General features: G+C 30.0%; 31 protein-coding genes and 1 tRNA gene. 3 read left to right on the plus strand and 29 right to left on the minus strand.

What is annotated here, in order from left to right:
* The 3 genes from PKV21_01735 to PKV21_01745 all read right to left on the minus strand — a co-directional run.
* Positions 1-302, minus strand: a 302-nt coding sequence (locus PKV21_01735) for a hypothetical protein (protein ID HOM26211.1), incomplete at its 3' end; no start/stop codon positions are given.
* Complete coding sequence (locus PKV21_01740; GenBank protein HOM26212.1) at positions 284-718, minus strand: hypothetical protein; 435 nt, start codon at positions 716-718, stop codon at positions 284-286. The genes PKV21_01740 and PKV21_01735, both read right to left, overlap by 19 nt.
* 4 nt (positions 719-722) lie before the next feature.
* Positions 723-1,934 (minus strand): aspartate kinase, encoded by a 1,212-nt coding sequence (locus tag PKV21_01745; protein HOM26213.1) that lies wholly within the window; start codon positions 1,932-1,934, stop codon positions 723-725.
* Between the two features lie 70 nt (positions 1,935-2,004).
* On the opposite strand from PKV21_01745, the gene PKV21_01750 reads away from it, so the two are divergent.
* The gene (locus PKV21_01750; protein ID HOM26214.1) at positions 2,005-3,348 is read left to right on the plus strand and encodes a PAS domain S-box protein; all 1,344 of its coding nucleotides are present in this window, start codon (positions 2,005-2,007) and stop codon (positions 3,346-3,348) included.
* On the opposite strand, the gene PKV21_01755 is transcribed toward PKV21_01750, so the two are convergent.
* The 8 genes from PKV21_01755 to PKV21_01790 all read right to left on the minus strand — a co-directional run bounded on the left by PKV21_01755 (position 3,345) and on the right by PKV21_01790 (position 9,270).
* Complete coding sequence (locus PKV21_01755) at positions 3,345-3,686, minus strand: YraN family protein (GenBank protein HOM26215.1); 342 nt, start codon at positions 3,684-3,686, stop codon at positions 3,345-3,347. The two genes, PKV21_01750 and PKV21_01755, sit on opposite strands and share 4 nt — an antisense overlap.
* Positions 3,683-4,018, minus strand: coding sequence for a 50S ribosomal protein L19 (gene rplS / locus PKV21_01760; GenBank protein ID HOM26216.1), 336 nt, complete (start codon positions 4,016-4,018; stop codon positions 3,683-3,685). The genes PKV21_01755 and rplS overlap by 4 nt, the downstream gene beginning before the upstream one ends.
* Positions 3,999-4,706: a tRNA (guanosine(37)-N1)-methyltransferase TrmD gene (gene trmD / locus PKV21_01765; GenBank protein ID HOM26217.1), complete on the minus strand. Its 708-nt coding sequence runs from the start codon at positions 4,704-4,706 to the stop codon at positions 3,999-4,001. Before trmD ends, rplS begins: the two co-directional genes overlap by 20 nt.
* A 6-nt stretch (positions 4,707-4,712) precedes the next feature.
* Complete coding sequence (rpsP, locus tag PKV21_01770; protein HOM26218.1) at positions 4,713-4,955, minus strand: 30S ribosomal protein S16; 243 nt, start codon at positions 4,953-4,955, stop codon at positions 4,713-4,715.
* A 14-nt stretch (positions 4,956-4,969) separates the two neighbouring features.
* Positions 4,970-6,040 carry a Gfo/Idh/MocA family oxidoreductase gene (locus tag PKV21_01775; GenBank protein ID HOM26219.1) on the minus strand — a complete coding sequence of 357 codons (1,071 nt, stop codon included), beginning with the start codon at positions 6,038-6,040 and terminating at the stop codon, positions 4,970-4,972.
* Positions 6,037-7,272 carry an ArgE/DapE family deacylase gene (locus PKV21_01780; GenBank protein HOM26220.1) on the minus strand — a complete coding sequence of 412 codons (1,236 nt, stop codon included), beginning with the start codon at positions 7,270-7,272 and terminating at the stop codon, positions 6,037-6,039. The genes PKV21_01775 and PKV21_01780 overlap by 4 nt, the downstream gene beginning before the upstream one ends.
* On the minus strand, positions 7,265-8,620 hold the full coding sequence (locus PKV21_01785; protein HOM26221.1) for an aspartate aminotransferase family protein: 1,356 nt from the start codon (positions 8,618-8,620) through the stop codon (positions 7,265-7,267). Before PKV21_01785 ends, PKV21_01780 begins: the two co-directional genes overlap by 8 nt.
* Positions 8,621-8,715: 95 nt before the next feature.
* Positions 8,716-9,270, minus strand: a complete 555-nt coding sequence (locus tag PKV21_01790) for a flavoprotein (GenBank protein HOM26222.1) — start codon at positions 9,268-9,270, stop codon at positions 8,716-8,718.
* 80 nt (positions 9,271-9,350) lie between these two features.
* Here PKV21_01790 and PKV21_01795 point away from each other — a divergent pair, with 80 nt between their 5' ends.
* Positions 9,351-10,112, plus strand: a complete 762-nt coding sequence (locus PKV21_01795) for a serine/threonine-protein kinase (protein HOM26223.1) — start codon at positions 9,351-9,353, stop codon at positions 10,110-10,112.
* Entirely contained in the window at positions 10,090-10,824 is a 735-nt protein-coding gene (locus tag PKV21_01800) for a metallophosphoesterase family protein (protein ID HOM26224.1), read from the plus strand. Before PKV21_01795 ends, PKV21_01800 begins: the two co-directional genes overlap by 23 nt.
* Here the strand turns inward: PKV21_01800 and PKV21_01805 are convergent.
* The 18 genes from PKV21_01805 to PKV21_01890 form a co-directional block, all read right to left on the minus strand.
* On the minus strand, positions 10,810-11,265 hold the full coding sequence (locus tag PKV21_01805) for a hypothetical protein (protein ID HOM26225.1): 456 nt from the start codon (positions 11,263-11,265) through the stop codon (positions 10,810-10,812). The genes PKV21_01800 and PKV21_01805 overlap by 15 nt on opposite strands.
* A 37-nt stretch (positions 11,266-11,302) precedes the next feature.
* Positions 11,303-11,776, minus strand: coding sequence for a hypothetical protein (locus tag PKV21_01810; GenBank protein ID HOM26226.1), 474 nt, complete (start codon positions 11,774-11,776; stop codon positions 11,303-11,305).
* A 6-nt stretch (positions 11,777-11,782) separates the two neighbouring features.
* Positions 11,783-11,856: transfer RNA gene (locus PKV21_01815), tRNA-Arg, on the minus strand.
* A gap of 109 nt (positions 11,857-11,965) precedes the next feature.
* Positions 11,966-12,589 (minus strand): 4Fe-4S binding protein, encoded by a 624-nt coding sequence (locus tag PKV21_01820; protein HOM26227.1) that lies wholly within the window; start codon positions 12,587-12,589, stop codon positions 11,966-11,968.
* Positions 12,586-12,906, minus strand: a complete 321-nt coding sequence (mnhG, locus tag PKV21_01825) for a monovalent cation/H(+) antiporter subunit G (GenBank protein HOM26228.1) — start codon at positions 12,904-12,906, stop codon at positions 12,586-12,588. The genes PKV21_01820 and mnhG overlap by 4 nt, the downstream gene beginning before the upstream one ends.
* An 8-nt stretch (positions 12,907-12,914) precedes the next feature.
* The gene (locus tag PKV21_01830) at positions 12,915-13,172 is read right to left on the minus strand and encodes a cation:proton antiporter (GenBank protein ID HOM26229.1); all 258 of its coding nucleotides are present in this window, start codon (positions 13,170-13,172) and stop codon (positions 12,915-12,917) included.
* On the minus strand, positions 13,169-13,669 hold the full coding sequence (locus PKV21_01835) for a Na+/H+ antiporter subunit E (protein ID HOM26230.1): 501 nt from the start codon (positions 13,667-13,669) through the stop codon (positions 13,169-13,171). The genes PKV21_01830 and PKV21_01835 overlap by 4 nt, the downstream gene beginning before the upstream one ends.
* Before the next feature lies 1 nt (position 13,670).
* Positions 13,671-15,158 (minus strand): proton-conducting transporter membrane subunit, encoded by a 1,488-nt coding sequence (locus PKV21_01840; GenBank protein ID HOM26231.1) that lies wholly within the window; start codon positions 15,156-15,158, stop codon positions 13,671-13,673.
* 4 nt (positions 15,159-15,162) lie between these two features.
* Positions 15,163-15,510, minus strand: a complete 348-nt coding sequence (locus tag PKV21_01845; protein HOM26232.1) for a sodium:proton antiporter — start codon at positions 15,508-15,510, stop codon at positions 15,163-15,165.
* Positions 15,507-16,004 (minus strand): MnhB domain-containing protein, encoded by a 498-nt coding sequence (locus PKV21_01850; protein HOM26233.1) that lies wholly within the window; start codon positions 16,002-16,004, stop codon positions 15,507-15,509. Before PKV21_01850 ends, PKV21_01845 begins: the two co-directional genes overlap by 4 nt.
* Positions 15,997-16,548 carry a DUF4040 domain-containing protein gene (locus tag PKV21_01855; protein HOM26234.1) on the minus strand — a complete coding sequence of 184 codons (552 nt, stop codon included), beginning with the start codon at positions 16,546-16,548 and terminating at the stop codon, positions 15,997-15,999. Before PKV21_01855 ends, PKV21_01850 begins: the two co-directional genes overlap by 8 nt.
* Before the next feature lie 9 nt (positions 16,549-16,557).
* On the minus strand, positions 16,558-18,354 hold the full coding sequence (locus PKV21_01860) for a proton-conducting transporter membrane subunit (protein ID HOM26235.1): 1,797 nt from the start codon (positions 18,352-18,354) through the stop codon (positions 16,558-16,560).
* A complete protein-coding gene (locus PKV21_01865) occupies positions 18,336-19,565 on the minus strand; it encodes a nickel-dependent hydrogenase large subunit (GenBank protein HOM26236.1) in 1,230 nt (409 codons plus the stop codon). The genes PKV21_01860 and PKV21_01865 overlap by 19 nt, the downstream gene beginning before the upstream one ends.
* Positions 19,552-19,992 (minus strand): NADH-quinone oxidoreductase subunit C, encoded by a 441-nt coding sequence (locus PKV21_01870; GenBank protein HOM26237.1) that lies wholly within the window; start codon positions 19,990-19,992, stop codon positions 19,552-19,554. Before PKV21_01870 ends, PKV21_01865 begins: the two co-directional genes overlap by 14 nt.
* The gene (locus PKV21_01875) at positions 19,989-20,405 is read right to left on the minus strand and encodes an NADH-quinone oxidoreductase subunit B family protein (protein HOM26238.1); all 417 of its coding nucleotides are present in this window, start codon (positions 20,403-20,405) and stop codon (positions 19,989-19,991) included. The genes PKV21_01870 and PKV21_01875 overlap by 4 nt, the downstream gene beginning before the upstream one ends.
* Before the next feature lies 1 nt (position 20,406).
* The gene (locus PKV21_01880; GenBank protein HOM26239.1) at positions 20,407-21,336 is read right to left on the minus strand and encodes an NADH-quinone oxidoreductase subunit H; all 930 of its coding nucleotides are present in this window, start codon (positions 21,334-21,336) and stop codon (positions 20,407-20,409) included.
* Positions 21,333-21,824: a 4Fe-4S binding protein gene (locus tag PKV21_01885; protein HOM26240.1), complete on the minus strand. Its 492-nt coding sequence runs from the start codon at positions 21,822-21,824 to the stop codon at positions 21,333-21,335. Before PKV21_01885 ends, PKV21_01880 begins: the two co-directional genes overlap by 4 nt.
* A complete protein-coding gene (locus tag PKV21_01890; protein ID HOM26241.1) occupies positions 21,821-22,651 on the minus strand; it encodes an FAD/NAD(P)-binding protein in 831 nt (276 codons plus the stop codon). Before PKV21_01890 ends, PKV21_01885 begins: the two co-directional genes overlap by 4 nt.
* Position 22,652: the final 1 nt, after the last annotated feature.

A 22,652-nucleotide genomic window follows, 5' to 3' on the forward strand; every position in this document is an offset into this window, starting at 1 on the left:
ACTTTATAAAGGTCTTCTTCCTCTTCATTAAAATTCACTCTGTATTTATAATCAGGATATTCATTTAAAACACCTTCAATATTATCGGGTAAAGGCACATCTTTATTTCCGTAAATCTGTTCAATCTGAGTAAAAATCTTATCTGCAATAAAAGAAATATTAACCGAACTTTTACTCCTTTCACTTAAATTCATAATTACAGGATAAACTTTTATAAGAGTTATAATTCCACAGGCAAGAATAAAAAGCCCGATTAAAACTGTTATCAAAGTAAACCCATATTTCAATCTTCTATTACACATTTCCCTGTTATATTATGTATCTTTATCTTTTTTTCCTTTTTTGAAACTTCTTCAAGTAAAATTATATGTCCTGCCTGTTTTGCTGTTCCATCAGGGAGAAAAACAAGAGGATTCACACCATCTGTTTTTTCTTTTATTCTGATATTTTCTGGCATCTTTATCTCTTTCCATACAGGTGATTTTCCTTCTTTTAAAATTCTGAAACTTCTCTCATTAAAAATTACATAAAAACTGCATCTCTCATTTATAGCATATTCTCTTGCAAAATTCACACCCTCTACAATTTCAGCACAGGCAGAATTTAAAAGATACTGCTGATGATACTTCTGAATAAAAATTGTAACAGGAATTAAAAATAAAAGAAAAATAAAAAGAACAATTAAAATCTCAAGAAATGTAATACCTTTTTTACCCATAAAGTTATTTATTTTCAATAAATTCTTTATGAAGTTGAGTCAGTGCTTTCTGTCCATCCTTTTTTCTTATTACGCAGGATATTTTTATTTCAGAAGTACTTATCATTTCTATATTTATTCCTGATTTTGCAAGACAGTTAAACATTTTTCCTGCGACACCCGGCTGGTTCATCATCCCTATACCTATAATTGAAACCTTACAAATATCTGAATCAGTAATAACTTTTTCAGCACCTATCTCTTTACCAATTTTTTCAACAATATTTTTTGCTTTTTCCATATCATTTATGTTTACAGTAAAAGAAATATCTGCAGAATTATCCCTTCCAACATTCTGAACAATAACATCAACATTTATTCCTGCCTCTCCAAGTGCTGAAAATATTTTTCCTGCTATTCCCGGTTTATCAGGAACTTTAAAAATTGAAATTTTTGCCTGATTTTCATCTATTGAAACAGAAGAAACAACTGCACCCTCTTTTAATTCCATTTCCTTTACCATTGTACCCTCCGTATTTTTAAATGTGGATTTGACATAAAAAGGTACTTTATATTTTTTTGCAAATTCAACCGCTCTTGACTGCATAACTTTTGCTCCACTGCTTGCCATTTCAAGTAACTCATCATAGGAAATAACAGATATCAATTTTGCATTTTCAACTCTATTAGGGTCAGCAGTATAAACACCTTCAACATCTGTGTAAATTTCACATATATCCGCCTTTATTGCTCCACTTATTGCTATTGCAGTAAGGTCAGACCCTCCCCTTCCAAGAGTTGTAATTGAATTTTCTGAACTTATGCCCTGAAAACCAGCCACTACAACAATTTTATCTTTATTAAGTTCTTCAATAATTTTTGATGGTTCTATTTTCTGAATTCTTGCTTTTGTATGTAATGTATCTGTTTTAATTCCTGCAAAATATCCTGGAAAACCTTCTGCCTGTTCTCCATAACTTTCAATAGCCATACATAAAAGAGCAACAGATACAATTTCTCCTGTGGATAAAAGCAAATCAAGTTCTTTTTCAGGTGGATTTGGCATAATCTGTTTTGCAAGTGATATTAAATTATCTGTTGTTTTTCCCATGGCAGAAACAACAACCACTACTTTATTACCCTTTCTCTTTGTCTCAACCACTTTTTTTGCAACAAATTTAATTTTTTCAATATCTGCCACTGAACTCCCACCATATTTTTGAACAATTAAAGCCATCTTTACTCCTTTTTCTAATAAATTATAACATTTAGTTTACAAAAACAAAAATCATGGGTATAATAAATTTATGGAGAGAAATAAAGAACTTGAAAAATACAAAATAATCTGGAATAACATTCCTTGTATTATTTTTATACTTGACGAAAAAAGAAATATCCTTGAAGCAAATGAGAAAATAAAGGAACTTGATTATGAGATTGAAGATTTAATTGGAAAAAATCTTTATGACATTCCCTCTTTTATTTCAAAAGATTCTCTAAATAAATTATTTGAAAAAAAAGGGGAAATTATAAAACTTGATGTCTTTTCTGGAAAAAAAGAGAAAAAAATAGTTAATGCACAGTTAATAGAATTAGAAGAAGAAACAGCAAGGTATTTAATCATAATCCATGATATAACAGAGGAAGAACAGATAAAAACAAAATTATATGAAGACGAAGAATTGCTTAAAGAGTGGTTTAATCTTGCTGAAAAAAGTGTTGCTGGAATTTATATTTATGATGAGGATTTCAATTTTTTATATGTTAATCCTTCCTTCTGTAATATTACGGGTTACACTGAAGAAGAAATAATAGGGAAAAAGAAATCATATGAACTTGTGCATCCAGATGATGTTAATTTATCAAAAGAAATGGCAGAAAAGAGATTTAAAGGAGAAATTGAAATAGCAAGTTTTAATATAAGATTTAAAAGACCAGATGGAAAGATAAGACAATGTTTTGCAATTGGAAGAGTTGGAAGATACAAGGGGAAAAAAGTTATAACCGGAACTTTAATTGATATTACAGATAGGGTAAATCTTGAAAACAAATTAAAAGAAGAACATGCATTACTTGAAAAAACATTAGATGGAACAATTCATGCAATATCAAAAATAGTTGAAATTAAAGACCCTTATACAGCAGGTCATCAAATAAATGTTGCAAAATTATCTGAAGAAATATCAAAAGAAATTGGATTTAATAAAGAAAAAATTAAAGAAATTATATATGCATCATTACTGCACGACATCGGTAAAATTTCTGTTCCAACTGAAATCCTTGTCCTTCCAAGAAAATTAACACCAATTGAATTTTCTATAATAAAGACACATCCTATTGTTGCTTATAATATACTGAAAGTAATACCGAATTTTGAAAATCTTGCTGAAATAGTTTTACAGCACCATGAACGACTTGATGGAACTGGTTATCCAAGAGGAATTAAAGGAGAAAAAATTTTAAAAGAAGCCAGAATAATTGCTGTAAGTGATGTTGTTGAAGCAATGATTAATCATAGACCTTATAGACCTGCTTTAAGTTTAGAAGAAGCACTTGAAGAAATAGACAATAATAAAGGTATAAAGTATGATGAAGAAATTGTAGATGTAGTTATTTACTTATTTAAAAAGAAAAATTTTAGTTTTATTTAGACAGGTATAATTTCAAACTTAAAATCATTTCCACTTTTCATAATACTTAAAACTTCAAATCTAAATGGAAGATTAATCTTTTTTGAATTCAGATAAATTTGGGCAACCTGTTCAATCTTTTTCAATTTTCTTTCATTAACTGCTTCCTGAGGTAGTCCAAAATTATCAGAACTTCTTGTTTTAACTTCTATAAAAATAATTTCTTTTCTTCTCTTTGCAATTAAGTCAATTTCTCCTATTTTTGTCCTGTAATTTTTCTCAATTATTCTGTATCCTTTCTTCCTTAAAAACTCAACTGCTTTCTCCTCTCCAAGTTTCCCGAACTCAATATTCCTCATTTATTTTTATTTCTTAAGTAATACATTTTTGCTCTTGGTGCAAGACGATTTCTTTCTCTTGTTTTTAAAACTTCAATCTTTACAATATTAGGAGAATATAATGGAAAAATTCTTTCAACTCCTTCTCCATAAGAAATTTTTCTTACTGTAAAAGATTCCCTTATTCCCTTCCCTTTTCTTCCAATACACGTTCCTGTAAAAATCTGAATTCTTTCTTTTTCTCCTTCTTTTATTTTTATATGAACCGCTATTTCGTCTCCAGGCCAGAATTCAGGAATTTCTTTACTTGGTTTCAATTTCTCTTCAATTTCTTCAACTTTTTTCAATGTCATCTTTTCCTCCCTGTTTTATATATTTTTCATAAAGGTCAGGTCTTTTTTCCTTTGTTCTTTCAATTGCCATTTTTCTTCTCCATCTTTCTATTTCTTTATGGTTTCCAGAAATTAAAACTTCAGGTACTTTCATCCCTCTAAAATTTTCAGGTCTTGTATAGCATGGCCAGTCAAAAATATAATTGTAAAAACTATCATAACGGGGTGCATCTTCTGGTAAAACTCCTTTTAAAAGACGAACAACACTATCAACTATTACCATCGCAGGAAGTTCTCCACCTGTAAGAATATAATCACCTATTGAAATTTCATAATCACAGATTTTACTTACCCTTTCATCAACTCCTTCATAATGTCCACAGATTATAACAAGTCCCTTTTCTTCACTCAATTTTTTTGCAATCTGTTGATTATAAAGAATACCTGTTGGACTTGTTAAAATAACCTTTCCCTCTCTATTTTCTTCTTTAATTTTTTCAACCGCATCATAAATTATATCACATTTTAATACCATCCCTTTTCCTCCACCATATGCTTTATCATCCACTTTTTTATGTTTATCCTTTGAAAAATCTCTCAGATTCCATATTTTTATCTCTACAATTTTTCCCTTTTTTGCCCTTTTTACAATACTTACATCTAAAGGAGTAAATATTTCAGGGAAAATGGTGATTATGTCAATTCGCATTTAAGTTTATATAATTCCTTTTTTCTTTAAAAATGATTCAACTGTCTTACTCGGTTTTGCTCCTGTGTTCAACCAGTATTTAACCCTGTCTTCTTTTACCTCAAAAATTACAGGGTCAGGTAGAGGGTCATAGTATCCTAAAATTTCAAGAACATCTCCTCTTCCATCTTTTTCATCACTTACAGCCACAACTCTAAAAAAAGGTCTATTCCTCTTTCCTTTTCTCACCAATCTTATTTTTGTTGCCATATTTTTTTCTCCTTTTATACTTTTTCCTCTTTCTGTGTCTCTATGCTTTTATGAACTGCAAGAGCAATTTTTGTTACTTCTAAACCATCTTCTCCAAAAGCAGTTATTGAATTTTCCCTTTTCAAATCTTCAATCTTATACCCATTTTTTATGTGAATTATATTATAAACGAAATCCGCAATACTTTCAATACCATATCCAGAATAAAAGGTATGCCCCATTTTTTTCACCTCATTAATAAAAACAGGATTATAGGTCATAACTCCATTTTCCTGATAACAAACTCTTGTACCCCTATCCTGACTGTCGCATTCTATAACTCCTTTTTCTCCAACAAGTTTAAATCCTTGATTAACAATACTCTCAAAATTTTCAGGTAAAATCCATGAAAGTTCAAAAGATATAACTGCACCATTTTCAAATTCAACAGTTGCAACAACTGCATCAAAAGTATCTATTCCAAGTGATTTTAATTTATTTTTTATTCCCTTGGCATAAACATTTTTACCATTACTTTTCAAAAACCATCTCATTAAATCAAAAAAATGTACACCAAGAAACCAGACAGGAGAACTTTTAGGAGCCCAGTTAGGAAACCAGTCCCTTGGCACAACAATTTTATCCTCCATATGAACAGAACCGTATTCAACTTTTCCAATCTTTCCCTCATCTATATCCTTCTTAATTGTCTGATGAAATGGGTCAAACCTTTTATGAAAATCAACCTGAAGTAAAACATTATTTTTCCTGCATTCCTCTATCATTTCATTACATCCCTCAACAGTCACATCAAGTGGCTTTTCAACAAATACATGAATTTTTTTATTTGCAGCATATAAAGTTGGTTCTTTATGAAAAGGGTCAGGAGTAGCAATTGCAACACCATCAAGTTCTTCTTTCTCAAACATTTCTCTGTAATCTGGATAACCCTTTACATTAAATTTTTTTACCTGACTTTCAAGAACCTTTTCATTTATATCACAAATTGCATTAAGTTTACATATTCCAGATTTTTCAAGTTGACTGTATGTATTTAATATATTTGTCCCGAATTTTCCAAGACCTATTATTCCAAGTTTTATCATTTTTCCACCTCCATTATTCTTAAAACTGTTCTAATTAAAATTTCACTTGCTTTCTTAATATCATCTATTTTTATTTTCTCATGGTCTGAATGGGCATCATCAAGTTTCCCGGGACCAAAAACAACAACAGGCATTTTCCCTACTCTGTTAAACAATCTTGCATCACAACTTGCAATAAAACCTTCAACAACAGGTACAATTCCTGTCTCTTCAGATGCTCTTTCCATGGTTTTAACAAGGATATGGGAAGGAGAAATGGAATAAGAATCATTATGCAATTTTGGAAAAGAAAGTTTATAATTGGAAACAATCCAGTCATCCCCACAGTTTTTAATAACATCTTCAAATTCACTTTTTATCCCATCAAGTGTCTTATTCGGTAAAAATCCAATTCCACCTTCAATTTCAACTTTTCCACAGACCATACTTGGCCATCCATCACTTTTAATCACTCCAAAATTCAATTGAACCGGCTGTTTAAATCTTTCAAATAGAGGGACATTTTTACTTTCCTCAATCAATTTTTTTTCAAAATCTTTAAGTTTCGGATAAAGATAACAGAACTTTTCAATTGCATTAACACCTTCCCATATTTTACCCATATGGACACTCTTCCCAAACAATTCAAGTTTAAACCATACAGCACCTCTATTTGCAGGAGTAATTTTAAGTTCTGTCGGCTCAAGGACAATAACGCCATCCCCTTTATATCCCTGCCTTATTAAAGACAAAGTCCCATTCCCACCAATTTCCTCTTCAACAACAATTTCAATTATAAGTTTCCCTGAAATTTCTATATTCATTTTTTTAAGTGTAAGTAAGGTTAAATAAATTGTTGCAATCTGACCTTTCGCATCACAAGCACCCCTTCCGTAAATATAACCCTCCTTCTCTTCTGGAATAAAAGCATTCTTCCAGTTGGTTGCAGGTACTATATCTGAATGAGTATTTAAAATTAGAGTATATCCTTCACCTTTTCCTATTTCAAGAATAAGATTTTTTCTTTTTGAGTAATCACATGGCTTGTCACTGCATGTGTATTCAGGGTCTTTTTTTATATTTTCATCTATTTTAACAAGAGAGCTTTTACCGAATTTTTTAAATTTTTCATAAATAAAATTTTGGATTTTTTCTTCACCTATACCTGAAATACTCTCAAATCTTATCAAGTCATTTAAAAATTCTTTTGCCTCATTTAAACTTTCTTCAATTATTTTTTTAATTTCAACCACCAAAAACCTCCATTATTGCATCTTCAATAACTTCACATCCTTCTAAAACCGCTTTTTCATTTATAATAAGAGGTGGATTTACTTTTATAGTCGCACCCTTAAAACCAACTGGAGCAAAAAATAACAAACCTTTTTCAAAACATTTTTCAACGATTTTAAATGCAATATCAGGTTCTGGTTCTTCGGTTTTTGCCTTTACTATATGTAATCCCCATACAAGCCCTTTTCCACAGATAAAACCAACGCAATCATATTTTTTCAATTTTAAAAGTTCTCTTTCAAAAATTTTCCCCATTTTTTCGGCATTCTCCCACAATTTATATTTTTCTATATATTTAATACTTCCAAAAGCAGCAGCACAGCACAAAGGATTTCCTGTATGGGTACTTGTCATTGTCCCCGGTTCATACTGGTCCATAATTTCTTTTTTTCCAACAACCGCAGATATTGGAAGAGAACTTGAAATCCCCTTTCCAAGAATAAACATATCAGGAATTACACCATAATGCTGAAATCCCCAGAAAGTCCCTGTCCTTCCAAAACCTGCCTGTATTTCATCAAATATTAAAAGAACTTCATTTTTATCACACCATTCCCTTAAATTTTTAGCATATTCAACAGGCATAAAAGATGCATTTCCACCCTGATATGTTTCACTTATAACAGCACAAACATCTTTTTCTTCCACTCCTTTTTCCTTTAATGTCCTTAAAAATAAATCAAAACTTTTATCCTTACATCTCGGGTCTCCTGGAAAAGGAACCTGTATAATATCATGGTCAGGATTAACAATCCATTCTTTTAGATTTGGTATTCCTCCTATCATCTGAGCTCCGAGTGTTCTTCCATGAAAAGCACCTTCAAAGGAGATTATAACTTTTTTATTTTTCTTTTTTCCATAAGTTCTTGAAAGTTTTATCGCACATTCAACACTTTCAGCACCTGTTGTAAGAAGAAAAACCTTTTTTAAAGGTTCGGGAGAAAGAGAAGCAATTTTTTCAACAAGTTCTGCTCTTATTTCAGAAGGAAAACAGTAATTATGTAAAAGTGGTTTTTCAATCTGTTTTTTTATCTCATCAAGAACAAAATCATTCCCATGACCTGCATTTGCAACAAGAACGCCAGAAGAAAAATCCAGCCACATATTTCCATACTTATCAAACACATTTATACCCTTTGCCCTATCCCATACTATTGGTGGTTGACCTGACATTGAACGGGGTTCATACTTTCTCAATTTTTCAAGAACAGGTATTGATTCAGGAACAGGTATATCTGTAACAATTCTCCTGAATTCTGTTTCAATTTTTTTTACCTTTTTAGGAATTAATTCAAATTCTTTTCCCACTTTTACCTCCTCTTTTCATTTTATTAAAAAAATCAAGTATATAATACTACTTTTTATTTTAAGATTCAAAACAGAGTAAAAATTCTGACAAAAAATTAATGCTTATTATATACTTTCTCAACAAAATCTATTATTTTTTCTATTTTTGCAAGCCGACCCTTTCCAGTTTTTCCACTTGCAAGTTCACCCTCTTCCGGTTCTACAAAATAATATCCATGCTTTTTCAATTTTTTAACATTTTCCTGTACTATTGAATTCAACCACATATTTTCATTCATTGCAGGAGCAAAAATAACAGGTCCACTAAAAGCAAAAATTGTAGCAGTTAAAAGGTCATCACATATTCCTGAAGATACTTTTCCAATTATATTTGCAGTAGCGGGACATACTAGAATTATTGAAGCAAAATCAGCAAGGGCAATATGGTCTTCCTCATAAGTCTTTTTTTCAAACATATCAGAATAAACAGGATTTCTTGATAGTGTCTCAAAAGTCAAAGGACTAACAAATTTTTTTGCATTTTCAGTCATTACTACTTTAACAGACCAGTTATTTTTTATTAAATTTCTCACAACCTCACAACTTTTATATATCGCGATAGAACCCGTCACTCCAACAACTATATTTTTTCTTTTCAATTTTTCAGCCATAAAGATATTATACAACCATTTGCAAAAAATTAAAAATTGTATTAAAATTATTTGGTTTTTTTATTTAAAAAAGAAAAACTATGGAAGAATACAGATTAAAATTAAAAGGAGAAATTATAGAAGATTATAAAATAGAAGAAATGATATGGCACGGAGGAACATCAAATATTTATAAAGGAGTATCTCTGAATTCAAATTTTCACAAAATCGTTGCAATTAAAGTCCTCCATCCTCACAGAAATTTCTCACATCAAATAAAATCCTTTGAAAAGGAATTCAAAATTTTAAAAAAACTCTCACATCCAAATATTTTAAAAGTTTACAAATTTGGTAAAATTGATAAACTATATTATATAATTATGGAATACATTGATGGAATGAGTTTAAAAATCATGTTAAATGAAAAAGCAGAAGTTTCCCCTAACACACTTTTAAAAATATTAATAAAAGTCGGAGAAACGATTGAATATATACACTCAAAAAAGATTGTTCACAATGATATAAAACCAGAAAATATTCTTATCAGTAAAAACTTCCTTGATTTAAAACTTATTGATTTTGGTTATGCAGAAAAACTATCATTTTTCAGAAAAAGAGTTAACTATACAGGAGGGACTGAAAAATATATTGCTCCTGAAAGAAAAAATGGTATTATTGATTTTAAAAGCGATATTTATTCTTATGGAGTAATGCTGGAAGAAATTTTATCCGGTTATGATTTAATTGAAGAAATTTATCCGGTTATACTCTCAGCAAAATCTGAAAATCCTGAAAAAAGACCTCATTTAAAAGACATAATAAAAAAATTAAAGGCAATTTATGAAAATTGGAATAATCAGTGATATACATTCAAACCTTGAAGCATTTCAATCCACCATTAACTTTTATGAAAAAAATAAAGTTGATAAAATTATTATCTGTGGAGATATTATTGGATATGGTCCTGACCCGAATGAATGTATAGATTTAGCAGAAAAAAATGCAGAAGTTATATTAAAAGGAAATCATGAAGAAGGAATTATAAAAAATGATTTTTCAAAATTTAAAAAATTTGCAAAAATTACACTTGAATGGACAATTAAAGAAATTAAAGAAAAAATAGAAAAAATTTTAAAGTGGAAAGAAAAAGAAGAATTTGGTGATTTACTTTTTTTTCATGCTTCTATAACTGATAATTACTACAAATATCTTTTTAAAATAACAGATACAGAAGAAGAATTTGAAAAACTTAATAGAAAAATATGTTTCATAGGACATACTCATATTCCAGTAGTTTTCAGAAAAGATATGAATACAGGGAAAATTGAAAAAATTTTAACTGATTTTTCTGGAAGGATTGAACTTGATATAGAAGAAAATTTTAAATACATAATAAATACAGGAAGTGTTGGTTTTCCAAGAGATGGTTTCCCATTTGCTTGTGTTTCTGTTTATGATACTGATAGAAAAAATTTTAAACTTTACAGAATTGAATATGAAATTGAAAAAACTATTAAAAAAATATTGGAAAAAGGATTGCCCTCAAAAATCTGTAATTATTTAAAAGGTTTCTGATTTAGGATTCAATTCTTTTATTTTTGATGAAATATCTTCCCTTTGGATTGTAGTTTCAGAAGAAATAATATTTATCCAGCCATTTTCTTCTTTCTCTTTTAATATCTTTTCAACAGGTTTTCCTGTAATTTGATTTATTGCCCAGGCAAGTGATATATCAAAAAATGAAAAGTTTTTTCTTAAATTTTTAAATTCTTCTTCCTTTATTTTTCCTGTCTTACAAATTTTCTCCATTATTTTTTCTGCATAATAAGGAGAAGTTGCTCTTTTTTCTATTTCAATTGCTTCACTGAATATAGGAATTAAATCTTCTTTTTCTTCTTTCATCGCATTTTCAAGTATCTGAATTGAATTTTTTATTTCTTCATAAGTGGCTTTTTTAATTTCTGAAAATCCAGTAAGAACTGAAAATGCAAAAACAACTAAAATTAACTTTTTCATAAAACCCTCCTTTTTTTCAATCCTTTTTACCCTATTATTATTTTACCTCAATTTTAAATTTTTCACTTTTAATTTTATAAATTTTATTATAAGGAGGACGACTGTATTTTGAACTTATATAATATGAATTAAGTGCTTTTTCTTTTTCTCCAAATGCTTCCCACATAATTCCTTCTTCAAAATAAATCTTCCAGTCAGTCGGGTTATTCTTCTGTCCTTTTCTGTATGTTTCTATTGCTTGATTCAATTTCTCTTCATAAGGAATACCTCTATTATAACAATTTTTTGCTTCTGACCACTGTAACCATGCTTTTAAAATATAACATTCAGGATTTTTTGGCTGCATATAAGAAATGAATGATAAATATTCAATTGCTCTATTATAATCTCCACAATGAAATGCCTGGTCAACTTTAAGCCAGATAAATGGAACTGAAAAATGAAATATAAAAATACAGAAAAATGGAAGTGCTACAAAAATAAAAGTTATAAAAATTTTTCTTTTTCTCATATCCTTTGCGCTTGCCGGGAATTGAACCCGGATTCTCTGGCTCCGGAGGCCAGCGCTTTATCCACTTAAGCCACAAGCGCCATATTAAAATTTTAAACCATGCATATAAATTTTCAAGTTTAAAAGTCAAAAATATATTAATTACCTTTTGGACACCTACGAGGTGGCTGGTGGGAATTGTTGAAGGACTTACTTTTTGACAGGGCCTTTTACTTCATCTTTTATAAAGGCAATTCTTCTACATCTCGGACAAACTACTTTTAAAACATCCTGTCTATTTATAGGAGGTACAAATTTTTCTTCATATTCAGTTGGTATTTTTAACTTTTTAATCAACTCTGTTATTATGACTGGCTGGCTGAATGCAAGATTACCAAGTTTACTGTAAATATGCCTTATATGTTTTTCAGTTCCTATAATTTCTCCACAGGTGACACAGATGACTAAATCATGCTCAATTTTATTCTGAACCTCATTTACATCTTTTAAATATGAAACATCAAATTGATTTGTAAGTTTTATACCTTCCTTTGTTATACAATTTCTCTCACATTCTCCACAGAAAATACATCTATCAGGATTATGAATTAAAATTCTTTTTTTATTTTCAATATCATCTATCATATCAATTGCTTTTGAAGGACATACTTGATAGCAACCTCCACATCCAACACATTTTTCCTCATTATATTTTGGTTTTCCCCTAAATCTTGGAAATGGTTTATGCTCTTTGTATGGAAATTCTGTTGTATATGGCTTTGAAATTAAACTTGTTATTGCCTCTTTTAATTCCCTTATTTTTGGTTTTTTCATTCCTTTTCCTCCATTTTATTCACAACACTTTTCTCCCATAATTTTATTCCTGCCTTTATACTAGCATTTGATAAAGCATGAGCAGCAGTTGGTCCAGTTATTAAAATAAAGATAGCACACAAAAATCCTTTTAAAGAAATATCTAAAGGACCACTTACAATAACACCAAGTAAAATCATACATGTTCCAAGAGTTACACATTTTGTTGATGCTTGTAATCTATTATAAATATCAGGAAAACGAACAAGTCCTATGCAACCAAAAAGATTAAATAACCCTCCTATAAACATAAAAATTAAACTTATAATTTCTCTCATTTTTTACCTCACTCATCAAATCCTTTACCACTTAAAAATTTACTTACAGCAAGTGTTCCTATAAAACTCAATAAAGCCCATGATAAAGCAATATTCATATAAAAATCAATCTTTGTCATAAATGAAACTATTGCGCAGAAGTTTACAACAATTATACCAAGAATATCAATTCCAACAACCCTATCAGCAGGAGTTGGACCCCTTGAGATTCTATAAAGACACATAAAACAACAGAATAAAAGCAAAGTAATCAAAAGAGTAATCATTCAAATATCCTTTCTATTATTTTTTCAAATTTTCTTACAATAATTTCAGTTGCCTTTTCAATATCATCTGTTTTTACATTTATCCAGTGAATATATAAAAAACCATCAGGGTCAATTTCAACACTCATCGTTCCTGGTGTTAAAGTTATTGAATTTGCAAGAAGTGTTAAAGCACTTTTATTTTTCAATCTTGTTTTTACTTTAACAATTCCTGGTCTTATTGGTAAATTTGGATGTAGAACCCTATAAGCAACATCAAAATTTGCAACAATACACCAGAATATTAAAACAGGAATATAACCAATTGCCCATAAATACCTTTTTATATCAAAGAACTTATGTGGACTTTCAGTAAATCCCTCTCCAAAAATCATACCAACCAAAATAGAGATTAAAATTCCTGCTAAAATAACCTGCCAATCAATCCCATATTTAAAAGGCCATGTTAAAAATATCCATGCAATAAAAAGTAAAATTCCTAATATACCCTTTTTCATATTATACTCCCAGTACTTTACTTATATATTGTAAAACACCTCCATCAAAGACATCAATAACAGGACCAAAAATTCCATCTGTCATTCCTATTAAAAGAAGTCCTGTAAAAATACATAAAATTGAAAGAATTATCAAAGGAACAATCATGGTATCAGGAACCTCTTTTATTTTTTCAAGTTTACTTTTGTCAAATTTTTCTCCCTTTCCATAAATTGCATATCTTAAAACTTTTGTAAATGAAGATAATGTTAAAATACTTCCTATTACAGCCCATAAAGCAATTACAGGTCTACCTGCTTTTATTGCTGCAAGGATAATTATAAGTTTACTCCAAAAACCATTAAAAGGAGGGATTCCTGAAATTGAGAGAGAAGCAACAAGTGTAGAAAAAGAAGTTATAGGCATTTTTTTATAAAGAAGTCCCATTTTATTTAAATCCCTTGTTCCTGTTTCATACTCTATGCTTCCTGAATCAAGAAATAAAAGTGATTTAAATAAAGAATGGTTAAATAAATGGAAAATCCCTCCAAGAATTCCAAGTGGTGTTCCGAGTCCAATTCCAACAAATACATAACCAATCTGGCTTATTGAATGGTATGCCAATAGTCGCTTTAAATCCCATTGTAATAAAGCAAGACATACACCAACAATCATTGAAATAACACCAAGAGAAACTAAGATCTGACTTAATAAAGGAGTAAATCCAAAAAGATTAAATATAAGCCGGCAGATTACATAAACACCGAGTGCCTTAATAACTACACCAGATAGCATTGAACTTATGGGAGCAGGAGCAGAAGGATGTGCATCTGGAAGCCAAGCATGAAAAGGAACAAGTGCTGACTTAATCATAAATCCAGAAATTATTAAAACAAAGGCAAATCCAATTAAATTATCATAAGGTATATCTCTTAAAATTCTTGCAACATCAGCAATATTTAATGTACCTGTCTTTCCATATAAAAGTGCAACTCCATATAAAACAAATAAACCAGAAACTGTTCCCATTACAAGATATTTAAAACTTGCCTCAAGTTCACTTGCTTGACATCCGAAACCAACAAGGGCATATGAGGCAATAGAGGCAATCTCCATAAATACAAATAAATTAAATAGGTCTCCAGAAAGAACCGTTCCATTCATTCCACCAACCATAAGAAGAAACAAAGAATAATATCTTAATTTTGAAGTGAACCTTTTTTCAATATAGTTAATTGAAAATAAAGTAGCCATAAAAGAGATTAAGTTTATGATTATAAGAAGCAAACAGGAAAGTCCATCAAGAACAAGAACTATTCCGAAAGGTGCTTTCCATCCTCCTATATGATAAACATATTCCTGATTAAGTGTCATTAAAGATAAAAGTAATAAAATAAATGTTGTTAAATTACCAAGGACATCTGGAACCCACTTAATCTTCCTTGAAACCATAGGGATAAAGAATGCAACTCCAAAAGGTATAACTATAAATAAAGGTAAATTCACCATTTTCCTATCCTTTTAATTTTCTCATTTCTGTTATATCAAAAGTTCCATACCTTTGGTATAATCTAATTGCAATAGAAACCATTAAAGCAAGAATACCAAGACCTATGACTATACTTGTTAAAACCATTGCCTGTGGTAATGGGTCAACTGCTTTTTGTGAAAACTCAACTATATTTGTATTAGGTTGCAAAATTGGTGGTATTCCATTTTTTCTATAACCAATAAGGATTAAAAATAGATTAACCGAATATTCCATAACCCATAGACCAAGGATAATTTTTACAACATTCTTTTTACAACAGACACCATAAAGACCTATTAAAAACAAAACAAAGCATAAATAGTAAATCATTTTTTATCCCTTTTTTCAGTTGTTATAAGTTTTCCTTTACCATCTTCAAAAATAACCCTTACAACCGAAAGAATTATAAATATCATAAACAAACATGCACCAACCTTTAATCCTATGCTTAAATTACATAAAGGTATAATCCCTGCAGAAAAAAGTTTGAAATTTCCTGTAGGATGATATTTTTCTATGAAGTTTGAAAAGAATACACCTGTAAAATAAATACCTAAAGTTGCTATCAATAAAAACAAAATTGCACCCAAACTATCAAGTTCAGAAGCAAGAACTTTACCAATTTTTCTTAAAGCATATTCTCTTCCAAAAGCAAGTGTAATCAATATAAATGTTGCAGCAAAAACAACTCCACCGGGAAAACCACCACCAGGACTTAAATGACCAAAAACAACAATATATGCACCAAATAAAAATATAAAACCCTTAATCCATCTTGTAACTGTCTTAACTATTAAACTCATTCCTTTTTCTCCATTATTCATCCTTACTCCTTTTTCTTGCATATACCCTTAAAATTGCAAGTGCTCCAAGTATTGAAGTAAATAAAATTGTTGCTTCACCAAGTGTATCATATCCCCTGTAATCAAAAATTATACCATTTACAATATTACCCGCTCCTGTTTCTTTAAGTCCATTTAAAAGATATCTATTTGAAGGTGCATCAGGGTTTAAAGTAAAAGAAGGTGTCCCAAAGGAAGGCAAATATCTTAATGCTTCCATAGCAAATATAAAGAAAACAAATATAAAAGCAAAAGTTGTTATAAGTCCAAAGAAATCCCTTTCTTCCTCAATTGTTGTTAAATCCCTTCTGATGGTTGCTCTTATTAAAATTATTAATGATAAAACCTCAACAACCATTTGTGTTATTGCTATATCAGGTGCTCCAAGTAAAAGAAATATAATACCTGAAAAATAACCAACCGGAACAATTGCTATAATTGCAGAAAGTAAATCTTTTGTTTCAAGACATATAATACTTCCAATTATCATAAAAACAAGCAAAATTCCAACAATAATTTCTACCATATAAACTCCTTAAAATTTAATAAATAATACAAATAAAACAATACAACCAATTAAAATCCATGTCAAATAAGTTGGCAAAACACCTGTATGTGTTGCTCTTATTCCTTCTCCAAGATAAAATACAATCCTTTTTCCATCTTCATATAAGTCAAATATTTTTTTCTTTGCACCTTCATACATCTTTGTTAAGAATGGTTGCTTTTCAATTGTTTTATAAAATTCTGTTCCACTCATCTCCATTTCTTTCAATTTTTTCTCTCCACCAATAAATGTTGAAACAGTTCTTTTCCTTGAAGGTAAAAATATTAAAAAGATTATTAAGCCAAAAATTAAAGAAATAAAAATTAAAGTTAAAGTTGGCAATAAATAATCATAACCTTTCTCAATGAATATACCTATTGAATTTTCAAAAATTTTTACAGGATAGAGAAATCCAAAACCAAATAAAATACATAGTAAAGAAAGAACAATTACAGGTAATAACATTAGAAATCCTACCTCTTCAATTTTTTCTTTATATTCTTTTATATGTCCAAGAAATACAGAATGGACAATCTTTAAGAAACTTGCAAGAGTTAGTGCAGAACCTATCATACCACAGATAATCCAAATATTCCAAGAGAAATCCCCTGTCTTTGCTCCTTCAAAAAGTCCTTGATAGATTAAATATTTAGAGAAGAAACCATTAAAAGGAGGAACACCACTTATTGATAATGAACCAATTAAAAATGTTATAAATGTAATTGGCATAAACCTACTTAATCCACCGAGTTTTTCAAGTTCAACTTCCTTTGTTTTCTTTTCAACATTACCTGCACCAAAAAACAAAAGTGATTTATAAATTGAATTATTTAGCATGTGGAAAAGACCTCCAATAATTCCTGCTGGATTTGTTGATGCAATTCCAAGGACCATATAGCCAACCTGACTTATAGCATGATAAGATAAAAGTTTTTTCATATTATGTTGAACTATTGCCATTAAAACAGCACACACAATTGTTAAAGAGCCAATCAATCTTAAAATAAACCATAAACCAGAATGTAAATCATTACTATATTCAAAAATATTAAGTAAAATCCTTGAAAAAAGATAAATACCAAGGAGTTTATCAAGTGAAGCAGGTAAATATGCAAGGATTGGAGATGGTGTATTTTCTGCTATTTCAGGAATCCATGTATGAAAAGGCATACAGCCTGCCTTTGCAAATGAAGCACAAATTAAAGAAAAGAAAATACCAATTTCAAGTCCACTTGCTATAAAAATATTCATATCTGTTATTGTATATTTTCCTGTAAGATAAATTAAACCACATATACCAAAAATCAAAAATGAATCACTACCACCAACTATTATCATTGTCTTTTTTGCAGAATATGCATTTTCTTGTCCAAATATACTCAAAATTAAATAAAGTGTAATTGCAAGAAATCCCCAAAAAACAGAAAAAAGGACTAAATTATTTGAAAAGATAGCACCTATTGAGGAAGAAAGTGTCCATAAAATATAAGCATAATATCTATTTGAGTTTTCAAAATTTTCAAGATAAGAAAAACTATAAATAAGGACAAGTAATGTAAAGAGAGAGATAAAAATAGAGATGAAAATAGAGAGAGGGTCTATTAAAAATATTTCTGTGATATAATAAGGAGACCCTTTAAAAAGCAAAATAGAAAAAGAAAGGAATAGTAAAGACACCAAACCACTTATTATCTCTTTCAAATATTTTATCCTTGAAGGAATTATTCTGCATAAGATTCCAGATATGAAACCAACAGAAAAAATACTTAAAACAATTTTTTCCATAATTTTTCCTCTTTACCAATTTCTTTTCTTATTTTTTCTGTCTTTTCAATTGATTTTTTTACCAAGTCCTCAAAACTATAAATCTTTTTATTTTTCTCCTTATCATATACTGCAATCCTTTCTGTACAGCAATAACATGGGTCAACACCTGCAAGAATTATACAAACATCTGAAATTGTCTCACCAATACAACTTGCTTTAAATGTTGGAATATTTACATAACTTGGTGCCCTTATTTTATGTCTTACAGGACTTGAAGTATTACCATCACTCCTTATATAATGAAAGACCTCTCCTCTTGGTGCTTCATGATGACCTATCCCTTCTCCTTTTGGTATTTCTCTTACTTCTTTCCATATTTGACCTTTTTTCCCATAAATTGCATCAAGTGACTGTTCTATTATCTTTATACTTTCAAAACATTCAAGTAATCTAACAACTGCCTTATCAAAAACATCTCCATTATTTGTTGTTATTACTTTCCATTCAACAAGATTATATGCTGCATAAGGGTCATCTTTTCTTACATCTATATCAACACCAGAAGCCCTTGCAACAGGTCCAACAGCACCATAATTTTTAATATCTTCTTTTGTTAAAACACCTACCCCTTTTAATCTTGCTCCAAGAACAGGGTCGTCAAGAACTGCTTCTGTTAACATCTGAATTTTCCCTTTAACATCTGATAATGTTTTTTTAAGTATAGGTATATCGCTATCCTCTATATCTCTTCTTACACCTCCAATTCTTAACATTGCATAGTGATTTCTATTTCCAGTTATCATTTCAAACATATCAAGTATTCCTTCTCTGTATTTCCATGCCCACATAAAAACAGTATTATATCCAAGAAAATGGCCTGCAAGTCCTACCCAAAGTAGATGACTATGAATTCTTTCAAGTTCACCAATTATATTCCTTATATATTTTGCCCTTTCAGGTATTTCAATTCCAAGTAGGTCCTCAACAGCATTACAATAAGCAATAGGATGAGAAGTTGAGCATATTCCACATATTCTTTCAACAAGGAAAGTTACTTGGTCCCAGTGTTTTGATTCAGAAAGTTTTTCAATTCCTCTATGGTTATATCCAGCAATCCATTCAGCATCAACAACCTCTTCTCCATCACAATAAAGTTGAAAATATTCTGGCTCTTCTAAAAGTGGATGATATGGACCAATTGGAACTAAAACCTTTTTATTCTCTGCCATCTGTTTTTACTCCTTTCCTCAATGGGTATAAATTTTCTTGCCAGTCCTCTCTTAATAAAAAATGTTTTAAATTTGGATGCCCAAGAAAATTTATTCCAAGCAATTCCCATATTTCTCTTTCTATATATGAAATCCCAGGTATAACATCTGTCAAACTTTCAATTTCAGGCTTTTCTTTTTCAAGGAATACTTTTAAAGAAACAATCACTCCACCTTCTCTATCAAAAGAAAAATGGTACAGAATTTCAAAACTATCAAAATTTTCAATACCTGTTACTATCTGATATCTTGCTTTCATTTCATTAAAAATTATATTTGCAACTTCTTTCAAATCTTTTTTGTCAATAGTCAAATAGATTCTTCTTTCATTATGAACCTTTATCTCTTTAATCCTTTCTCCTAATCTTTCTTTCAATTTTTCTATCATTTCAACTCCTTCAAAAATTTAACTATTCCTGCTATTATTGCCTCTGGTTTTGGTGGACATCCTGGGATATAAACATCAACTGGAATAATTTTATTTAAAGGACCTGCCATCTGGTACCCATCCCTAAAAATCCCACCTGAGCATGCACAAGCACCAATTGCAACAACAACACATGGTTTTGGTGTCTGCTCGTAAACTTCCTTAATCCTTTCAACACATTTTTTATTCACAATTCCAGTACATAATAAAACATCAGCATGTCTTGGAGAAGCAGCGAGTATAATCCCAAACCTTTCAACATCAAATCTCGGAGTTAAAAGGTCAAGAATTTCAATATCACAATTGTTACAACTTCCTCCACTCACATGATAAACCCACAAACTTTTCTTCAATGCTTTAAGTTTTAAGTTCATATTAAACTCCACTTAATGAAATCAGTATACCCAGAATTCCTATAAGAGTTAACCATCCCCAGAAAAATCTCAATGTCTGGTCTATTCTCAATCTTGGATTTGTATTTCTTATCAATGTTATAAGTACAAGCACAACTAAATATTTAACTACAAAAATTAAAAAACTTCCAAAACCTGTTATTATAGTTCCACCAAGATAAAGAATGACTATAAATAAAGGAACAACAACAAATAAAATTGCCTTTGAAAGTTTATAAAATCCAAGTAAAATTCCAGAATATTCAATTAAAGCACCTCCTGCAATCTCTGTTTCTGCTTCAGCAAGGTCAAATGGAACAACACCAAGTTTTCCAGTTGAAGCAATTAAAATAATAATAAAACCAATAATCCCTGATAGAGACAAAATATTACTTCCATTTATCTGTTGATACTTAATTATTTCTACAAGTGAAGTAGTTGAGTTTGCCTTTAAAGCAGGTATTATTATTCCACATATAAAAGGAAGTTCATAAGATAGAAGTAATTTTAATTCCCTACTTATACCAACAGATGCAAGGACATTTCCTGATGAACTTCCACCAAGAATTATAGAAAGAGAAGGGATTGTCAGTAAATAAACAAATAAAATCAAATCTCCTCCAAATCCAAAATTTTTTTTAAGAACAAGAAAGAGTATTGTTCCACATAAAGTTGAGGCAATGACAGAAAGAATTGGAGAAAAAACAAAGATAAATTTATTACCTCCTTCAGGTATTAAGACCTCTTTTCCTGAAAGTTTTATAAGATCAGCAAAATTCTGATACCATGGAGGTCCAACTCTCCACTGAATTCTTGCTGTAAGTTTTCTATCTATCCATGAAACAAAAAGTCCAGTTATACTTAAACTAATGAAAGATAAAATAAAATAACCCAAATAATAAATTCCACTCATTTTTTCAATCCATATTTTTCAATATAACTGAAACACTTAACAATCAGATTTTCTCCTATTTTATAAATATCTTCCTGTCCTTCAACCTCTTTCTCATCAATAAATTTAATTGCTTCACATTTTGCTGTTTTAACACATAAAGGTATTTCGTCTTCTTTTAATCTTCCAGTACACAAATCACATTTCACTGTAATATATGGAATAATATCAGGTAAAATTGTTCCAAAAGGACAGGCAAGCATACAACTTTTACAGGAAATACATAAAAATCTGCTCCTTTTGTTAATTCCTTCTTCTCTTTTAAGTGCTTCTGTTGGACATGAATTTATACATGGATGGTCTTCACATCTTCTACATGCAAGTAAAAAAGCAATCTCTTCTCTTAAAGGAGTAATTCCATTATTTTCAGGATGTAAAAAATAACTACATTTTACATCACATTTCTCACATTCAAGACACTTGTCATAATCAATAAATAACTTTTTCATGCCCATATCTCCGGTTTATCCTTCAATACATCATATGTAAAAACAGGCCCATCTTTACATACAAATAAATCACCTATCATACAGTGTCTGCAATGACCGACTGCACAATACATTTTTCTTTCCATTGATAAATAAATATTTTCAGGTGCAAATCCAATTTCAAGTAATTTCAATGTTGTAAACTTCATCATTATTGGTGGACCGCAAACAACAGCCACCCCATTTTTTATATCCATATCAAGATTTTCAAGTGTTTTTGTAACGACTCCTTCCATATATTTCCAGTTCTCATCTTTCTTGTCAACTGTAATTCTGAAACAGAGAGGTATTTTTTCGCATAACTTCTGCCATTTATCAAAAATTAGTTCTTTATATATATAATCCTGTGGAGTCCTTGCTCCACAGCAAAAAACTATCTTTTTATAATCCTTATATGTTTCAACAAGAGCAAGAAATAATGCCCTTATAGGAGCAAGACCAACACCACCACCAACAAGTAAAACTTCTTTACCTTTAAATTTTTCAAGTGGATATGGTTTTCCATAAGGACCTCTAACTCCAACTATATCTCCTTTTTTTAACTGGTGTATTTTTTCTGTAACCCTTCCTGTCTTCATAACTGTAAATTCAAGTTTTTCTTTATCAAATGGAGAAGAAGAAGGTGTAAATGGTGCTTCTCCAATTCCCGGAACTGTTAAAGAAGCAAATTGCCCTGCAAGAAAAGAAAATTCTCTTTCTGGTTTTAAAACAACAGTATTTATTGTAGGTGATTCCTTTATATTATCAATTACTTCACATTTAACCGGTTCATATATATTTTTTTCCATC

The organism is bacterium (genome assembly GCA_035371905.1).
Lineage (GTDB): Bacteria > Ratteibacteria > UBA8468 > B48-G9 > JAFGKM01 > JAMWDI01.

Excerpts from the sequence above, each read along its gene's own strand:
- rplS (HOM26216.1), bottom strand. The coding sequence starts at position 4,018 with ATGACATTGAAAAAAGTTGAAGAAATTGAAGAGAAATTGAAACCAAGT.
- PKV21_01820 (HOM26227.1), bottom strand. The coding sequence starts at position 12,589 with ATGAAAAAACCAAAAATAAGGGAATTAAAAGAGGCAATAACAAGTTTA.
- PKV21_01755 (HOM26215.1), bottom strand. The coding sequence starts at position 3,686 with ATGAGGAATATTGAGTTCGGGAAACTTGGAGAGGAGAAAGCAGTTGAG.
- PKV21_01845 (HOM26232.1), bottom strand. The coding sequence starts at position 15,510 with ATGATTTACTATTTATGCTTTGTTTTGTTTTTAATAGGTCTTTATGGT.
- PKV21_01880 (HOM26239.1), bottom strand. The coding sequence starts at position 21,336 with ATGAGTGGAATTTATTATTTGGGTTATTTTATTTTATCTTTCATTAGT.
- PKV21_01875 (HOM26238.1), bottom strand. The coding sequence starts at position 20,405 with ATGAACTTAAAACTTAAAGCATTGAAGAAAAGTTTGTGGGTTTATCAT.
- PKV21_01860 (HOM26235.1), bottom strand. The coding sequence starts at position 18,354 with ATGGAAAAAATTGTTTTAAGTATTTTTTCTGTTGGTTTCATATCTGGA.
- PKV21_01795 (HOM26223.1), top strand. The coding sequence starts at position 9,351 with ATGGAAGAATACAGATTAAAATTAAAAGGAGAAATTATAGAAGATTAT.
- PKV21_01790 (HOM26222.1), bottom strand. The coding sequence starts at position 9,270 with ATGGCTGAAAAATTGAAAAGAAAAAATATAGTTGTTGGAGTGACGGGT.
- PKV21_01800 (HOM26224.1), top strand. The coding sequence starts at position 10,090 with ATGAAAATTGGAATAATCAGTGATATACATTCAAACCTTGAAGCATTT.
- PKV21_01830 (HOM26229.1), bottom strand. The coding sequence starts at position 13,172 with ATGATTACTCTTTTGATTACTTTGCTTTTATTCTGTTGTTTTATGTGT.
- PKV21_01810 (HOM26226.1), bottom strand. The coding sequence starts at position 11,776 with ATGAGAAAAAGAAAAATTTTTATAACTTTTATTTTTGTAGCACTTCCA.
- mnhG (HOM26228.1), bottom strand. The coding sequence starts at position 12,906 with ATGAGAGAAATTATAAGTTTAATTTTTATGTTTATAGGAGGGTTATTT.
- PKV21_01740 (HOM26212.1), bottom strand. The coding sequence starts at position 718 with ATGGGTAAAAAAGGTATTACATTTCTTGAGATTTTAATTGTTCTTTTT.
- PKV21_01805 (HOM26225.1), bottom strand. The coding sequence starts at position 11,265 with ATGAAAAAGTTAATTTTAGTTGTTTTTGCATTTTCAGTTCTTACTGGA.
- PKV21_01855 (HOM26234.1), bottom strand. The coding sequence starts at position 16,548 with ATGGTAGAAATTATTGTTGGAATTTTGCTTGTTTTTATGATAATTGGA.
- PKV21_01885 (HOM26240.1), bottom strand. The coding sequence starts at position 21,824 with ATGAAAAAGTTATTTATTGATTATGACAAGTGTCTTGAATGTGAGAAA.
- trmD (HOM26217.1), bottom strand. The coding sequence starts at position 4,706 with ATGCGAATTGACATAATCACCATTTTCCCTGAAATATTTACTCCTTTA.
- rpsP (HOM26218.1), bottom strand. The coding sequence starts at position 4,955 with ATGGCAACAAAAATAAGATTGGTGAGAAAAGGAAAGAGGAATAGACCT.
- PKV21_01865 (HOM26236.1), bottom strand. The coding sequence starts at position 19,565 with ATGGCAGAGAATAAAAAGGTTTTAGTTCCAATTGGTCCATATCATCCA.
- PKV21_01850 (HOM26233.1), bottom strand. The coding sequence starts at position 16,004 with ATGAATAATGGAGAAAAAGGAATGAGTTTAATAGTTAAGACAGTTACA.
- PKV21_01870 (HOM26237.1), bottom strand. The coding sequence starts at position 19,992 with ATGATAGAAAAATTGAAAGAAAGATTAGGAGAAAGGATTAAAGAGATA.
- PKV21_01840 (HOM26231.1), bottom strand. The coding sequence starts at position 15,158 with ATGGTGAATTTACCTTTATTTATAGTTATACCTTTTGGAGTTGCATTC.
- PKV21_01775 (HOM26219.1), bottom strand. The coding sequence starts at position 6,040 with ATGATAAAACTTGGAATAATAGGTCTTGGAAAATTCGGGACAAATATA.
- PKV21_01745 (HOM26213.1), bottom strand. The coding sequence starts at position 1,934 with ATGGCTTTAATTGTTCAAAAATATGGTGGGAGTTCAGTGGCAGATATT.
- PKV21_01750 (HOM26214.1), top strand. The coding sequence starts at position 2,005 with ATGGAGAGAAATAAAGAACTTGAAAAATACAAAATAATCTGGAATAAC.
- PKV21_01890 (HOM26241.1), bottom strand. The coding sequence starts at position 22,651 with ATGGAAAAAAATATATATGAACCGGTTAAATGTGAAGTAATTGATAAT.
- PKV21_01835 (HOM26230.1), bottom strand. The coding sequence starts at position 13,669 with ATGAAAAAGGGTATATTAGGAATTTTACTTTTTATTGCATGGATATTT.